At 34.3% G+C, this 15,561-nt stretch carries 14 protein-coding genes and 2 pseudogenes; 10 read left to right on the top strand and 6 right to left on the bottom strand.

Annotation, left to right across the window (positions count from 1 at the left end):
• Positions 1–36 precede the first annotated feature (36 nt).
• Positions 37–551: pseudogene (locus WC622_RS08690) on the top strand (DUF2911 domain-containing protein).
• Positions 552–1,159: 608 nt separating this feature from the next.
• On the opposite strand, the gene WC622_RS08685 reads toward WC622_RS08690, so the two are convergent.
• Positions 1,160–1,633, bottom strand: coding sequence for a VOC family protein (locus tag WC622_RS08685; protein WP_372819213.1), 474 nt, complete (start codon positions 1,631–1,633; stop codon positions 1,160–1,162).
• Positions 1,634–1,796: 163 nt separating this feature from the next.
• Between WC622_RS08685 and WC622_RS08680 the strand changes: the two genes are divergently transcribed.
• Entirely contained in the window at positions 1,797–2,210 is a 414-nt protein-coding gene (locus WC622_RS08680; RefSeq protein ID WP_372819211.1) for a response regulator, read from the top strand.
• A 46-nt stretch (positions 2,211–2,256) separates the two neighbouring features.
• Here the strand turns inward: WC622_RS08680 and WC622_RS08675 are convergent, their stop codons facing one another.
• Positions 2,257–2,547 (bottom strand): hypothetical protein, encoded by a 291-nt coding sequence (locus WC622_RS08675; RefSeq protein ID WP_372819209.1) that lies wholly within the window; start codon positions 2,545–2,547, stop codon positions 2,257–2,259.
• A 215-nt stretch (positions 2,548–2,762) separates the two neighbouring features.
• Here WC622_RS08675 and WC622_RS08670 point away from each other — a divergent pair, with 215 nt between their 5' ends.
• Both WC622_RS08670 and WC622_RS08665 read left to right on the top strand, forming a co-directional pair.
• The gene (locus WC622_RS08670; protein ID WP_372819207.1) at positions 2,763–3,635 is read left to right on the top strand and encodes a DMT family transporter; all 873 of its coding nucleotides are present in this window, start codon (positions 2,763–2,765) and stop codon (positions 3,633–3,635) included.
• Positions 3,636–3,671: 36 nt separating this feature from the next.
• A complete protein-coding gene (locus WC622_RS08665; protein ID WP_372819205.1) occupies positions 3,672–4,838 on the top strand; it encodes an exo-alpha-sialidase in 1,167 nt (388 codons plus the stop codon).
• Positions 4,839–5,032: 194 nt separating this feature from the next.
• On the opposite strand, the gene WC622_RS08660 is transcribed toward WC622_RS08665, so the two are convergent.
• The gene (locus WC622_RS08660; RefSeq protein ID WP_372819203.1) at positions 5,033–5,398 is read right to left on the bottom strand and encodes a hypothetical protein; all 366 of its coding nucleotides are present in this window, start codon (positions 5,396–5,398) and stop codon (positions 5,033–5,035) included.
• A 127-nt stretch (positions 5,399–5,525) separates the two neighbouring features.
• On the opposite strand from WC622_RS08660, the gene WC622_RS08655 reads away from it, so the two are divergent.
• Positions 5,526–5,699: a hypothetical protein gene (locus WC622_RS08655; RefSeq protein WP_372819201.1), complete on the top strand. Its 174-nt coding sequence runs from the start codon at positions 5,526–5,528 to the stop codon at positions 5,697–5,699.
• A 115-nt stretch (positions 5,700–5,814) separates the two neighbouring features.
• Complete coding sequence (locus tag WC622_RS08650; protein WP_372819199.1) at positions 5,815–6,807, top strand: LLM class flavin-dependent oxidoreductase; 993 nt, start codon at positions 5,815–5,817, stop codon at positions 6,805–6,807.
• 96 nt (positions 6,808–6,903) lie between these two features.
• Here the strand turns inward: WC622_RS08650 and WC622_RS08645 are convergent, their stop codons facing one another.
• Positions 6,904–7,305 (bottom strand): OsmC family protein, encoded by a 402-nt coding sequence (locus tag WC622_RS08645; protein WP_372819198.1) that lies wholly within the window; start codon positions 7,303–7,305, stop codon positions 6,904–6,906.
• Positions 7,306–7,346: 41 nt separating this feature from the next.
• Between WC622_RS08645 and WC622_RS08640 the strand changes: the two genes are divergently transcribed.
• From WC622_RS08640 to WC622_RS08625, 4 genes are all read left to right on the top strand, one after another.
• Positions 7,347–7,790: a PaaI family thioesterase gene (locus WC622_RS08640; RefSeq protein ID WP_372819196.1), complete on the top strand. Its 444-nt coding sequence runs from the start codon at positions 7,347–7,349 to the stop codon at positions 7,788–7,790.
• Between the two features lie 165 nt (positions 7,791–7,955).
• Positions 7,956–8,138, top strand: a complete 183-nt coding sequence (locus WC622_RS08635) for a hypothetical protein (RefSeq protein WP_372819194.1) — start codon at positions 7,956–7,958, stop codon at positions 8,136–8,138.
• 312 nt (positions 8,139–8,450) lie between these two features.
• Positions 8,451–11,639 carry a SusC/RagA family TonB-linked outer membrane protein gene (locus WC622_RS08630; protein WP_372819192.1) on the top strand — a complete coding sequence of 1,063 codons (3,189 nt, stop codon included), beginning with the start codon at positions 8,451–8,453 and terminating at the stop codon, positions 11,637–11,639.
• Positions 11,640–11,649: 10 nt separating this feature from the next.
• Entirely contained in the window at positions 11,650–13,083 is a 1,434-nt protein-coding gene (locus WC622_RS08625; RefSeq protein ID WP_372819190.1) for a SusD/RagB family nutrient-binding outer membrane lipoprotein, read from the top strand.
• 498 nt (positions 13,084–13,581) lie between these two features.
• On the opposite strand, the gene WC622_RS08620 is transcribed toward WC622_RS08625, so the two are convergent.
• Both WC622_RS08620 and WC622_RS08615 read right to left on the bottom strand, forming a co-directional pair.
• Positions 13,582–14,859 carry a nucleoside recognition domain-containing protein gene (locus WC622_RS08620; protein ID WP_372819188.1) on the bottom strand — a complete coding sequence of 426 codons (1,278 nt, stop codon included), beginning with the start codon at positions 14,857–14,859 and terminating at the stop codon, positions 13,582–13,584.
• 57 nt (positions 14,860–14,916) lie between these two features.
• Positions 14,917–15,561, bottom strand: a pseudogene (locus tag WC622_RS08615) (carboxypeptidase); the annotation flags it as partial.

The raw sequence follows: 15,561 nt of genomic DNA, 5'->3' as shown, positions 1-15,561 counted from the left end.
TGCAAAATATCATTTAACTTAACTAAAAAAAGAATCATGAAAAATCTGAAAAAAACATTGTCTTTAATTTTATTACTTGTGGCTTCAGCAAGTGTTTATGCTCAAAAAGCCAGCCCTGCAGCTAAGGCTACTGGGAAAATAGGAGAAGCAACAATTACAATTTCCTATAGCAGTCCAGCAGTAAAAGAAAGAAAGATATGGGGCGAATTAGTGCCTTACAACAAGATTTGGAGAGCGGGAGCTAATGAAGCTACTATTTTTGAGACCGACAAAGCCTTAAAATCGAAGTCAAAGAATTACCAGCAGGTAAGTATAGTGTGTATATGTTACCAACTGAAAACCAATGGACTATTATTTTTAATTCACAAGTAGGGCAATGGGGCATCACCCGTGCAGGCGAAACAACAGATGATGCATCAAAAGACGTATTAAAAGTTACAGTAAAGCCTATGAAATCTAAAACCTTCAATGAAAGAATGACCTATGAGGTTAATAATAAAGGATTTTCATTGAACTGGGAAAATCTTACTGTACCTGTAAAAGTAAAATAAAATTTAATTGATGTATTTTTGCCCTGTATTTCTTTAGTGACGATTAAAGCAAAAGGTTATGGCGAACAAAATTGTAAAATATTAAAAGGATTAGTAATCCAATTGAGCACTGGATTGCTAATGAGCTTGTTTTTTAATCGTAGTATCTAGAAGAATTATGAGGATAAAACTAAAAGATGAAATTGTTAATTATAGTCTGAGCAACTATATAAATACATCTTGTCTAGATGATTAAAAGATAAAGCTTATCGTTGCACTCGCAACAAACAAAACCCGCCGCTTGGCGGGTTTTGTTGTTTAAGTCAGTCTCTGCATTAGTGCCATACATAATAAATTCTCCTACACTTCTCCTAGATTGCTCCTGCATTTGTTCTGATAAACGCGGTTTGAGAAGAACAAACATAGGGTAAACCTAGAACAAGAGTAGAACAAAGCACCTTGCTAGCAAGACATTTCCAGACATTTAAGGACATTTCCGGACATTTTTTAAGCTATTATTGATGAGGGTTGGTTCGAACTTGTGGCAATTGTATCTGAATCAAGTGCAACTGAAATGCTAATAAATCCCTTCAAATAATTATGCTGTTATAGCGCAATAGATAAACTAGCTATCCTCTTGCAGTAGCTTTTATGTCTTTAATTATGATTTTATTCATCATCATCATTACATCCATCACACGTTTAGCTTTATCTGCATCTTTATTTTGTAATAACTCTCCTAAAATTGATGGTGAAATTTGCCATGATAAACCAAACTTATCTTTTACCCATCCACACTGTGATTTTTCACCACCACCTGCTGTTGGCCTTTCACAGTAGTAATCAATCTCTTGTTGTATATTAGCATCAATAGAAAAAGATACTGATTCATTAAATTTTGAATGCTGGACCCCATTTAACAACATAAACTGTTGATCTTCTATTTCTAAGGCAACAACTAGTATTTTCCCGCCTAAACCTGCGGTATCTTTAGGATAATAGCTAGTATTTAATACCTTCGAATCTTTAAATACCGTAATATAAAAATCAATTGCTTCTTCAATATTGTCGTTTTGCCATAAACATGGTCTTATCTTTTTCATAATTTTTGAATTACTTAGCTAATTCAGTATTGAAACAAATTTGATACTTACATCTTTTCTGGTGATGCAGAATAAGTTACATTTTCGCTATATTTTTTTTATCTTAGTTCTCGCAATAATTAGGTATACTTAGGCCATAATACCAGTAGAGAAATAATTTTATTTGTTAGATAAACCATACGTCAAAGTGATATTCAACTATAAAAAAAATGCAGACAGAAAGAAGAGAATTCTGATTGTTGAAGATGAGCCCCTTAGTGTTTTATTGATTGAGCGAATACTTAAACCGTTTCCGTTTGAGGTTGTGGTAGCAATAAATGGTTTAGATGCAGTTGAAAAATTTAAAGAAGAAGAGTTTGATTTGGTAATTATGGATTTATATATGCCTAAAATGGATGGATTTGAGGCTTCTAAAATCATAAGATCTTTATCTAAAACTGTTCCTATTATCGTAATATCTACCACAATTATAAATGAGGAAGAATTAAAAAGAGATATTGGAATTGATTATTTACTGGCAAAACCTTTAAACGTTGATAAGTTTAAAGATTTCATTCACATGCTGTTATTAGCCTAAAAGTATTTCTAATAAATTTACTCTCTGATTTGATATCAAAACAATTTTAAGAAGGAGTATTTTCTTTTTCTACTACTGTTTTTGCAGCTGGTTTTTTAACAGATTTTAGTGGAGTTTTAGTTTTATCAACAGGAGTACTTTGATTTGTATTCACTTCTTTAGAAATTTCCTTTGAAAGCTTTGCAGCGCTTTTTTCAATTGTTTTATTTATTTTTTTAGAACTTTTTCCAAATTTTAATGCAAATTCTTTTAGATTTTGAATTAAGCTTGCTTTAATTTCTTTTTGTGCTGTTTTTCTTAATGATTTAGCAAGAGCCTTTGATTTATCCTTTTTCATAAAAATGTGATTTGTGCAAATCTATGTTATTAGAAAATCAATTTCATATTATGTTTATGTTAACCAGAGTGGTTAAACTTAACATTGTTTACTTATTTCCATTATAAAAATAAACGACTTATCATGAAAAATAATTAAGTGCTCTATATTAAACAAATGATTTATTTTAGGATGTTATTCCCTGCAAAGCTTTAACAAGTAATAGAAAATAATAAATGATTAAAAAACAATATAGTTGGTTACTTGCGGGGTTAATTTTCGCCATATTTTGGGCTTCGGCATCAACGGCAACGAAAATTGGTTTGACTGTTGCACAGCCATTAGTAATTGCGGTTACTCGTTTTGGAGTAGCCGCAATTATTATGCTATTTGTTTCGCATTTTATACAAAGTAATAGATTACCTAAAGGGAAAGAATGGCTTCAAATAAGTATTTATGGAATTTTAAACATCAGTATTTACTTAGGATTGTATGTAATTGCCATGCAAAAAGTAACCGCAGGAATTGGAGCGCTTGCAGTTGCGATAAATCCGGTATTTATTAGTTTTTTCTCCGTTATATTTCTCAATAAGAAGTTAACAGTTGCACTTTTTTTAGCATTAATCATATGTACACTTGGTGTAATTTGTGCTGCATGGCCATTATTTAATAATGCATCAGTAACTACTGGAGGTTTATTAATTCTTTTAGTGAGTATGCTTTCATATGCGCTGGCGGCTATTTATTTTTCAGCTAAGAAATGGAATAACTTAAGTTTATTAACTATAAATGGATGGCAAACCTGCATAGGAGGGTTATTGCTTTTGCCTTTTGTTATTTTCTTTTATAATAATCAACTCAATCATTTTGACCTAAAATTTTGGTCTTCAGTTACTTGGTTGGCAATACCTGTTTCTATAGTAGCTGTACAACTTTGGCTCTGGTTATTAAAAACAAACGCGGTTAAAGCTGGTTTGTGGTTATTTCTATGTCCTTTATTTGGGTTTATAATTGCTGCCATATTAGCCAATGAAGCCATTAGCTTATATACTTTTATAGGCGTTATATTGGTTTTATTAGGTTTATTCATTGCCAAAAAAACGAATTAACATTCTTTTAATTTAAGATACATAAAAACACATATAATGAGAACCACTTTAAACACGTTAATTTTTCTTTTACTGTCTATAGCAAGTATAGCACAAGTAAAATATATTCCTGTTTTTGTTTCCGGGCAAGAAGGTCATCAGAGCTACAGAATACCTGCTATTGTTACGTTAAAGAATGGAGATTTACTGGCTTTTGCTGAAGGTAGAGTAAATAATGCAGGTGATTTTGGAGACATTAATATTGTTCTAAAACGCAGTACGAATAAAGGAAAAACATGGTCTGCTTTGCAAACAGTAGTCGATTACGATAAATTTCAAGCAGGAAATCCAGCTCCAGTAGTTGATTTTACTGATCCAAAATACCCAAAAGGACGTATTTTCTTGTTCTACAATACAGGTAATAATCATGAAAGTGAAGTAAGAAAAGGAAATGGTTTAAGAGAAGTTTGGTACAAAACCTCTATGGACGGAGGTTTAAACTGGTCTGAAGCTGTAAATATCACTACACAAGTTCATAAACCTAAAATCCCGCAATTAAATCCAAAATATAATTTTGCAGAAGATTGGCGCAGTTATGCCAATACTCCGGGTCACGCTATGCAATTTGATAGCGGAACATACAAAGGCCGTATTTTTGTGTCGGCAAATCATTCTGCTAGCACACCTCAAAGTGGTAGCAAAGATTACCAAGCTCATGGTTATTATACCGATGATCATGGTGCAACCTTTAAACTTTCAGAAAATGTAAGTTTTCTAGGTGGAAATGAAGCAATGGCTGCTCAACTTTCTGGAGATGAAATGGTCATGAATATTCGAAATCAACAAGGAAACGTGAAACAAAGAATTATTGCGATTAGCAAAAACGGTGGACAAACTTGGGATAAAACCTTTTTCGATTCAAACTTACCCGATCCTGTTTGTCAGGGTAGCACGCTTTCTTATTTAGATAAAAAAGGCAACCGAGTTTTGTTTGTTTGTAATGCGGCAGATGTTAAAAAAAGAGATAACTTAACATTAAGAATGAGTAATAATTATGGAAAGAGCTGGGAGAAAAGTTTAGTCATAGCAAAAAGCCCTGATGGATATAAAGGAAGTAGCTACTCCGCGTATTCAGATATTGTTAAGCTAAGCAAAAATAAAATTGGTGTACTGTTTGAAAAAGATGAATATAAATCAATCGTATTTGTAGCTCAAAAATGGTAAACATATATTTTCAAAAGGCGACTCTGAAGTTTAATTAGTTGATGAAGGCTATGAGTATAGAAGCCAATGTTTATCTATAAATACGACAGATGATTCTAAGTTAGACTGAAATTTCTATTATCGAGATTAAATGCTGCTATTGCAGAAATAGGCATATACAAGCATGCAGCTTTAATAATTTAAATAATTTATCATTAAGAGGGCAATTCATTCTCCTCTTTTTGGGTAATAATTTTTTGTTTTTTCAAGTCTATTCTAATCAAATTGTATAAACTCATATACACATTTGCTATCCAAACAATAGAAAAGCCTGCAATTACATAACCCCTCCAATCAGGATAAATTAACGTGAAATTGGTCATTAATAACATCAAAATAGTAACATAATGGCTAAAGCAATATTCACAGGTAAACAAGTAAAAGAATTTGCGTTGATATAGCCTTTTGCAATTAGTTGATTTATCTACACAAAACTCTCTTATTTCTCTAAAAACTTCTTCTTTAGTAACAGTCCATGCAATACAAGCAACAGGTATAGCCAAAATGAAAATCATTTCCATATATCAAATATTTTCCATAAAAACCCAAGATAGAGCTAATATGTTTGGATATTGCTAATTTTTTAAAACCTTTTCTACTCTGGAAGACTTTTAAAGGAAATCAATTGTTATGGAAAATGAAAACAAAGTGCCCACAGAACAAATAAATCCAGTTTCTAGAAAAACGAATGAAGAAATCGATGAAGATGAAACCGGAAATTTGATAATTGATGGAAAATATATCGAAGAACCAAAATCAGTTCCCACCGATGGACCTGTAAGCGAGGATTTACCAAAAGATACACATAGCTTGAATAGTTAGAGCTTATTTTTGGATTGTTGTATTGGTGCGCAATTTACGACACCTACTAACATCACATTCTTGTCAACTCTTTTCTTTTCTCAAAGAATCGGAAAACACCTCTCTATATTTGTACATGAAAATTCCATATTCGGTACTAGACTTAGCAACAGTTATACAAGGTAAAACACCTGCAGATACATTTAAAAATAGCGTTGCATTGGCACAGCATACTGAAAAATTGGGGTACACTCGGTATTGGTTTGCAGAACATCATAACATGGTTAGCGTAGCCAGTTCAGCAACTTCAGTATTAATTGGTCACATCGCAGGACATACCGAAACCATTAGAGTTGGTTCTGGTGGCATTATGTTACCTAATCATTCTCCTTTAATTGTGGCAGAACAATTTGGTACATTGGCTACATTATATCCTAATAGGATAGATTTGGGTTTAGGTAGAGCACCAGGTACAGACCAGCTAACGGCTATGGAAATAAGAGGCGAACGCTTTTCTGCTCCACACAGCTTCCCACAAGATGTGTTAAAACTACAAAAGTATTTATCAAGTGATAATAGTGAGAGTAAGGTAAGAGCAATACCTGGCGAAGGAACTGAAGTGCCCATTTGGATTTTAGGTTCTAGTACCGAAAGCGCACATTTAGCTGCATCTTATGGTTTACCTTATGCTTTTGCAAGTCATTTCGCACCAGCTTATTTTTTAGAAGCAATTAAAATATACAGGCAAAACTTCCGCCCATCAACTACGCTAGAAAAACCGTATGTAATGTCTTGTGTAAATGTAGTTGCCGCAGATACAGATGCAGAAGCAGAGCGATTAGCAACTTCCTTAAAACAATTATTTATGGGTATTGTAACTGGCAAGCGTAAACTATTGCAACCGCCAATTGATACTATGGATGATGTTTGGAACGACATGGAAGAGGAAGCTGTAAATCAAATGTTGGCTGTTGCTTTTATTGGTGGGCCAGAAAAACTAACCGCACAAATGCAATCATTTAGAGCACAAACACAAATAGATGAAGTAATGGTAACATCTCATATTTACGATCACGCAGCAAGGTTACATTCTTACGAACTTTTTGCTGAGATAATAAAGAACCTATAAAACATTCGTCATTCCCGTGAAAATGGGAAACTTAAAGCGTTTGAAAATAGTGAAGGCGATTAAATACCTTTTCATGCTGAGCTTGTCGAATCACCACTAGCTTGTTATAATCTTAATTGGATTACTCATTAACTTATGAATAGGGCATTTGTCAGCTATTTGCAGCAAACGTTCACGTTGTTCACTAGTTAAATCTCCAACAAATTCTATTTTACGTGTAATGGTTGTCTCTTTTGTGATCTGATCTTCTTTGCAAATGGCCAACTCAATTTTAACAGATTCTAAAGCAATTTCTTTACGGTCAGCATACATGCGAATAGTAATCGCTGTACAACTCCCTAAACTTGCCAAAAGTAAAGCACCAGGAGCCATTCCTTCATCAGTACCACCTAAATCTTCTGGTTCATCAGCATAAATAAAATGGCCACCAGAATAAATTTTGGTTCTATAGTTAGATCTATCTAACTCGGTAATAGCTGTAATTAGAGAACTACTCATATTTATGATTTAATCGCTAAATTTAGCATAAACATAGCATAATGGAAGAACAAAACGAACTACAGCAACGATTAATAAACTTTCAATCTTTTACAGGGAAGGAAATCAACAATTCACCTTCGCATTTTATGAATTGGTTAAAACCCATTTTAATTAGTGCTGACAAAGGAACATTGAATTGTAGTTATATCGTTCGAAAAGAAATGACAAATCCGTATGGCATACTACATGGTGGCATCACTGCAGGTATTATTGATGATTTAATTGGAGCAACTGTTTATATTTTAGGGTTAAATGCTCGTTTTACTACCATAAATAATTCAATAGATTATTTTGCACCAGCAAATGAAGGCGATGAAATTACTGCTAAAACAAGTGTTGTAAAACAAGGGAAAACAATTATTAACCTGCAATGCGAAGTTTTTTTACCTTCAAAAAAGCGTCTTATTGCGAAGGGATATTCTAATATGTTAAATGTAGGGTAGAGACGAGTTACGGTTAAAAAAGATTTGTTGTTATAAATTTAACTTTCACTAAACATTTTAAGTAGAGTTTTGTTATATCATAACCCTAAAACCAAAACCGCCATGTGGAATGATTATTTAAACCTCCAATTTGATGTTAAAGGTAAAACCTTTACAGGGTTCTGTATGAAAATTCAAGATGATTTTCATCTCACCTATGCTGTAATATTAGAAGATTGTCACTCATTCTGCATCTGGCTTGATGACAAAACATCTAAATGGTATTCGTCTAAGTTTACAAATTTAGATCCAAGTGTGCTAGATCAAATTATAAATAGATTAGGTGTTCAAGAAGAAGCATTAGCTTAATTTTTTTGCATACTTAATCCTACAATATTCATTTATTATAAGTGGATAATTATATACTTTCCATCCGATAGCTATTCGAATTACCACCGAATATTGCAAGCTCTTGCATGTTTTGTCTTGCTATTTTACTTTTTTTGCTTAAAACTTCGCAAATACCCGCAATCTTAATTTTATCTACACTTTACTTCCTTTTAAGATGTGGATTGTAAATGAGTTAACCTATTTAGATTTATTATTAATACATAGTTTTATTGAGGTTTAGTAACTAAAATTTCTTAATTTTCAGTTAACATTAATTTAACCTATACAACTATGAACAGAAAATTTATCTTAATTCTATTCGGGTTCTTGCTGTTTTCTATGGTTACTTATGCCCAAAAAACAATTAGTGGCAAGGTAACCGATGCAACAGATGGCAGCGGAATTCCTGGAGTGAGTGTACTTGTAAAAGGCACAGCCGCAGGCGCAACAACCCAGCCAAATGGTACGTATACCATTAATGTGCCAGCAAATGGTACAATCCTAGTATTTACCTATTTAGGTTTCCAAACCCAAGAAATTACCATTGGAAACAGAACTGAAATCAACGTAGCTTTAGCTTCAAGTACGCAAACTTTAGAGGGTATAGTAGTAACCGCACTAGGTATTAAGCGTAGCGAAAAATCTATTGGGTATGCAACACAACAAGTAAATGGCGACAATTTAACCCTTACTAAAGAACAAAATGTAATCGGTTCTTTAGCGGGTAAAGTGGCAGGTGTCCAGGTTACAGGTTCATCTGGCGCAAGCTTAGGGGGTACACAAAAAATAAAATTAAGAAGTGTAAACTCTATCACCGGTGGTGGACAACCCTTAATGGTAGTTGATGGTACGCCAATTTCTAACGCTAATTTTGGTGGTGCAGAAAATGGTGTCGATTACGGTAACGTTGCTCAAGATATTAATCCTGAAGATATTGATAACGTTAGTGTTTTAAAAGGACCAGCAGCATCAGCATTATATGGTATTAGAGGACAATATGGTGTAATCATGATTACCACAAAAAAAGGATCGAAAGGGGCAAAAAAAGTAAACATCAGTGTTAACTCTGCTTTCTCCATAGAAAAAACAGGTAACTTTTTAGAATTGCAAAACGTCTATGGAGTTGGTAACAATCAAACTTTTCAAACTCTTACTAACGGACAGAAATATGTTAATGGTAACGATGAAAGCTGGGGACCAGCTATGGATGGAACTCCGGTAAGACAGTTTTATAGTTTCTACCCTCAAGACCCTCGCTTTGGACAATTAACTCCGTTTACACCCCATCCTGATAACGTGAAGGATTTTTATGAAACTGGCCATAACATCAATAATGGCATTTCAATTTCTGGAGGTAGCGAAAACATGGATTACAGAATAAGCTATAACAATGCGTATATCAATGGCGTAATTCCTAATACATGGTTAAAGCGTAATAACCTAAGCTTAAGCTCATCATTAAAAGTGACCGATAAATTAACTGTAGGTGCAAATGTAAACTATGCCAATAACAACGGGCAACGCCCAACACAAGGCTATCAAGGATCATTTACGGGTGCAACACAATGGTTCCAACGTAATATAGATATTGACGAATTACGTAATTACAAATACGCAGATGGAACTATTTTAAATTGGAATGTAAATCCAAATACTACAACAGGTATTGTCACTAACAACAAACCTAGTGATTGGAATAATCCATTTTTTGACGCATACGAAGTATTAAATAACGATCGTCGCGATCGCTTATTTGGCGATGTAAATGCAAGTTACCAAGTGTTGCCTGAATTAAAATTAAGTGGTTTTGTACGTTCAGATATGTTTACCCAAAACATTACCCACAAAGAACCTCTTGGTGGCCGTTTAGTAGATAGTTATCAGATTGGTAAATACCAAAACGAAGAAAACAACTACGAGTTTTTAGCTCAGTATACTAAAACTTTTAATGATATTTCAGTTAACCTTAACGTAGGAGCTAACTTGTACGATCTTAAATACTCGGGTCAATACCAAGCAACAGTAGGAGGATTGTCAAGCCCTGGATGGTATTCTGCTATAGCATCAATTGATAGACCAACCAGTATTTCAAGTATCAGAAGAAAACAAACAAGAAGCATGTACGCCATGGGTTCATTTGGTTATAAAGATACTTATTTTATAGATGCATCTATTCGTAATGATATTTCATCAACATTGCCTTCTAATGATAACTCTTACTGGTATCCATCAGTTTCAGGAAGTTTTGTTTTTAGCCAGCTTACAGATTGGAAAGCGTTAACGTTTGGTAAATTAAGAGCTAGTTATGCAATAGCTGGTTCAGATTTAGGCCCTTATCAAACAGCATATACCTATGGAGCAGGAGCAAATTATCCAGCTACAACAGGAGCAATTAACACCTTGTTAGTACCTGATAAATTGAACAACCCTAACATTAGACCTGCCTTTGCTAACTCATTTGAAATTGGTATGGATTTAAAATTCTTTAACAGCCGTTTAGGTGCAGAGTTTACTTATTATAACCAACAGAATAAAGATGAAATCATCAATCTTTCAGTTTCTGGAGCAAGTGGTAACGATCAAACTGTGATTAATGCAGGTTCAATCCGCAACAAAGGGATAGAAATTTCATTAACTGGCCGACCAATACAATCGAAATTATTTACATGGGATATGAGTGTGAATTTCGCCCGCAATAAAAATAAGATTGAAGAATTATATCCAGGTATTACGGTATTACTAATCGATTTAAATACATATTCAAGTCAAACTGTTTATTTAACATCAACTCAAGGTCAGTCATTTGGTAATTTAATGGGTCCAGGCTATAAAATAGATCCAGGAACTGGTAAAGTATTATTAGGTACAGATAACATGCCTTTGTTCGATACACTTAAAGATTTTGGAACAGTACTACCAGACTTTACAGGTGGTCTTAGGAACACATTCAAAGTTTGGAAATTTGATTTAGCCGCAATGATTGATTTCCAAAAAGGAGGACAATTTATGAGCTGGTCTAAAATGTTAGCCGCTAAATCTGGTCAGGCTGCAGAAACTGCCGCTATTAACGATAAAGGTTTCAACGTTCGTACAGCCATTGCAGCAGGTGGTGGTGTAAAAGTAAATGGTATATCGCAAGCAACAGGTCAAGAAGTTACGGCCTATGTGGATGCCAGAACCTATTACAGAACAAATTTAGGAACACGTATTTATGATGAATGGATTTATAGTGCATCTTACATTAAACTACGTGAAGTAAGTTTAGGCTACAATTTTGAACCTAAACTATTAGCTAAAACTCCTTTTAAATCGGCAAAACTTGCAGTCATCGCTCGTAATCCAGTTATGATTTGGCAAAAAGCACCAAAAGGAGTAGATCCATCAGAACTTTCATCTGGCAGCACATCAATAAGCTGGATAGAAAAAGGTGAACTACAAACCGTACGTTCTTATGGTGTTAACTTAAGCCTAACATTTTAATTTTAAGCATATGAAAAATACATATAAATCAATTTACATCTGCTTGCTAGCTCTAGTAATGCTAGGTAGTTGTAAGAAATTCGATGAATCTATAAACACAGATCCAAACAACCCTACAAAAGCATCGGGTACGCAATTAATTGCAAACGCCGAATTGTACTTGCCTGGTTTAAGTTCATCGCCTTATGGTGTACACTATCCACAGTACTTATCTAATACCTCATTTACAGATAATAGTAGATATGTAACCGTAAACTTTAACTTTTCTGGTCTATACACTGGTCCATTAATGAACCTTGAAAACGTAATTAATAACACAGGTTTAGATGCAATAGAAGGTCCAATAGTAAACCAAATTGCAGTAGCCAAAATATTAAAAGCATACTTCTTTTGGCACATGACAGATAGGTGGGGTGATATTCCTTATGATGAAGCACTAAAAGGCGCTGCAGATTTTACACCTAAATACGATAAACAACAAGCCATTTACAACAATTTGTTTACGTTATTAGATGAAGCCAATGCCGCTATTGTAACTGGTAACATTAAAAATGATATCGTTTATGGTGGCGATGTTGCAAAATGGAAAAGATTAGGTAACACCATCCATGCGTTAATGGCTTTAAGATTAAGTAAAGTAGATGCTGTAAAAGGCGCTGCAGAATTTAACAAAGCCGTAACTAATGGAATGATGATTGCAAATACCGATAACCTTTCTTATCCGCACTTAGCAGATCAAAACAACGAAAACTATTGGTACAATCAGTTTACACGTTTAGGTAGAAACTGGTTTGCTGTAAGTAAACCAGTGGTAGATTATATGCAACCCCTAAACGACCCTCGTTTGTCTGTTTACGCTAATAAACCAACTAATACAGCGATTACAACTTATGTTGGTTTAGATTACGGTTTGCCAGGATCAACTACAGTAACTATAGCTAATTATAGCCTGTTAGGAAGTAATTTACGTTTGCAAAACTCACCAGTAGCCTTAGTTACCTATGCACAATCATTATTTGCAATGGCCGAAGCTGCTAAAAGAGGTTGGATTGGCGGTACAGATGTAACAGCTAAACTGAATTACGATAATGCAGTTACAGAATCTATTAGACAATGGACAGGTTCAACAGCTTCAGCAAGTACTTATTTAGCTCAAACAGATGTTGCCTATGATCCTGTTAATGCCTTAATGAAAATAGGTACACAACGTTGGGTACACTTGTTTTTACATGGTTACGAAGGTTGGGCAGAGTGGAGAAGAACAGGCTTCCCTACTTTCTTAGCTCCACCTCCTTCAAATAATGGTGCTCAAATTCCAAGACGAGAAGCTTATGGAACTCAAGAGCGTTCTATTAATACGGCAAATTACAATGCAGCGGTAAGTGCTTTCCCTTATGGCGGTGCCGACGATTTAAATGCTAGAGTATGGTGGGATAAACCATAATTAGTTAATTAGAACAGAATGCAATCCTGAGTTTATTGAAGGATAAGTTCAGCTTGCTTTTCAAAATAAAAAAAGTCCCGCTCTATATGAACGGGACTTTTTTATGTTCAGTTGATTAGACACCAAACTGAGTGCGGAAAAGGTTTTTTACCTTTAAAAATAAAGAAATGGATTATTGATGGCTAGCTAAAAACAAAAACTTCATACTGCCTTGCTTAAACTATCAACTGCATGGCGTGAACTATCAACTGCATAGCGTGAACTATCAACTGTATTGCGTGAACTATCAACTGCATAGCTTAAACTATCAACAGTATTGCGTGAACTATCAACCGTATAGCTTAAACTATCAACTGTATTGCGAGAACTATCAACTGTATAGCTTAAACTATCAACTGTATTGCGTGAACTATCAACTGTATAGCTTAAACTATCAACTGCATGACGTGGATTATCAACTGCATAGCTTAAACTGGCAACTGCAACAACTTAAAATCTCTAACTATGTCCAAAAAATAAATAACATAAGCCGATAGCTGTACAAATACCCACAAAATCGGCTAATAGCATTGCCCAGACAGAATAGCGACTGTTTTTCACATTAACAGCACCAAAGTAAACTGCAATTACATAAAAAGTAGTATCAGAAGAACCCTGTAAAATTGCCGATAATTTGCCCGCAAAAGAATCTACACCATGAGTTTCCATAGTACTAATCATCATGCCACGAGCTCCACTACCACTTAAAGGCTTAATGAGCGCAGTAGGGATACCATCAATAAAGCGAGTATCGGCACCCATAGCAGAAAAAACACTTTTAAACCCATCAATTACTAAATCAAAAGTTCCGCTGGTGCGTAATAAACTAATGGCAATTAACATCCCAACTAAATACGGGATAATACGAATAGCGGTATCAAAACCACCTTTTGCACCCTCTACAAAAGCATCAAAAATGTCAATCTTTTTATACAGGCCACCTAAAACGATGGACAGGAAAATAAGCAATAACAAACCATTACTTAGCAAGCCTGAAAATGACTGTAAACCTGCCGTACTTAAATTAACTAAGTAAAGCACCATAACTGCAATTAAGGCAGAAATACCCAATACCCAACCTAAAATTATAGGCTGAAAGATATTTATCTTTTGTTTAAAAGAAACAATAAGCATCGCTGCAATGGTAGCTACAAACGTAGCAATCATACAAGGAATGAATATTTCGGTAGGGTTTACAGATTTTAAGGAAGCTCGAATTGCAATAATACTTACAGGAATTAAGGTTAAACCAGAGGCATGTAAACACAAAAACATAATTTGTGCATTTGAAGCAGTTTCTTTATTCGGATTAAGTTCTTGCAAACTTTCCATTGCTTTAATACCAAAGGGCGTTGCAGCATTGTCTAAACCCAACAAATTGGCAGAAAAATTCATCACCATATGACCTGTTGCCGGGTGTCCTTTTGGTACATCAGGAAATATTTTTGAAAAGAATGGAGCAATAATTCTTGATAATAAACGAATGCCACCTGCTTTTTCTGCAATGCTCATAAAGCCCATAAATAAAGCCATTACGCCAACTAAACCAATACAAATATTTACTGCATTTAAACAAGTCTGTATTACACCATCAACCTTAGTTAAATTTGTTGGATCATCGGCTTTGCCAATAACCATCCAGCTGAAAATATCTGTTTGTCCAAAAAAGAAACATTTAATACAGGCTACTAGTATAGCTACAATGATAAAACCTGACCAAATTCTACTTAATGCCATTTGCTTTTAATTTTGATGTTGAATGTAGTATTTTTTAGAGTAATTTTTCACCTCTACCTAATGTTTTTTAAAGATGATAGTTCCGTTTTCGAAAGATAAAATTGTTTTATCTCCATCAAGTAACTCAAAATTAGCATTTTGATATAAAGTGATGTTTCCATTTATGGATAGGGAGGGTGAAGAATAATTTTGATACGCATCGCAAAAACTTAAATCCCCAATATCTTGAATACTATACGTTTTAGTAGTACTACAGCCATCGCTATTAGGACATTCATCGTAATTGATACCTACACTTACTTCAATCCCATCAACTATTACCTCGTGAATTAGTATATGGAAAATTTGCTTGTTGTTTTTAGGAATAGTAAAGTAGTTTTTTAAATCTTGCTGATGGTAACTTTTTGTCGCAATTGAAAATAATCCCGATAGGATAGCCGTGAAATAATGCTTTCTAATTTCTTGCTTTTCGTAATCATTTGAATATCCACCAGCTTCAATTAAAATGGTTGAGGTACCAGCTTTTTGAAAATTATCACCAAAAGCACGAGGTTCAAATTCATCATCAAATAAGCCTATGTGTTTTGGTAGGAGTGGATCTAGATCACTAAACATATCTGCAATGACCAACATGGCATTTTTTCGCGTTTCGTTAATGCTTAACTCTTCATCAATAGCTGGAGCTAAAAATGATAAAGTAGC

Origin of the sequence: Pedobacter sp., assembly GCF_041662865.1 — a bacterium.
Classification (GTDB): Bacteria; Bacteroidota; Bacteroidia; order Sphingobacteriales; family Sphingobacteriaceae; genus Pedobacter.
The sequence above is the reverse complement of the archived record's forward strand: the minus strand, read 5'-3'. Positions and strand labels throughout refer to the sequence as shown.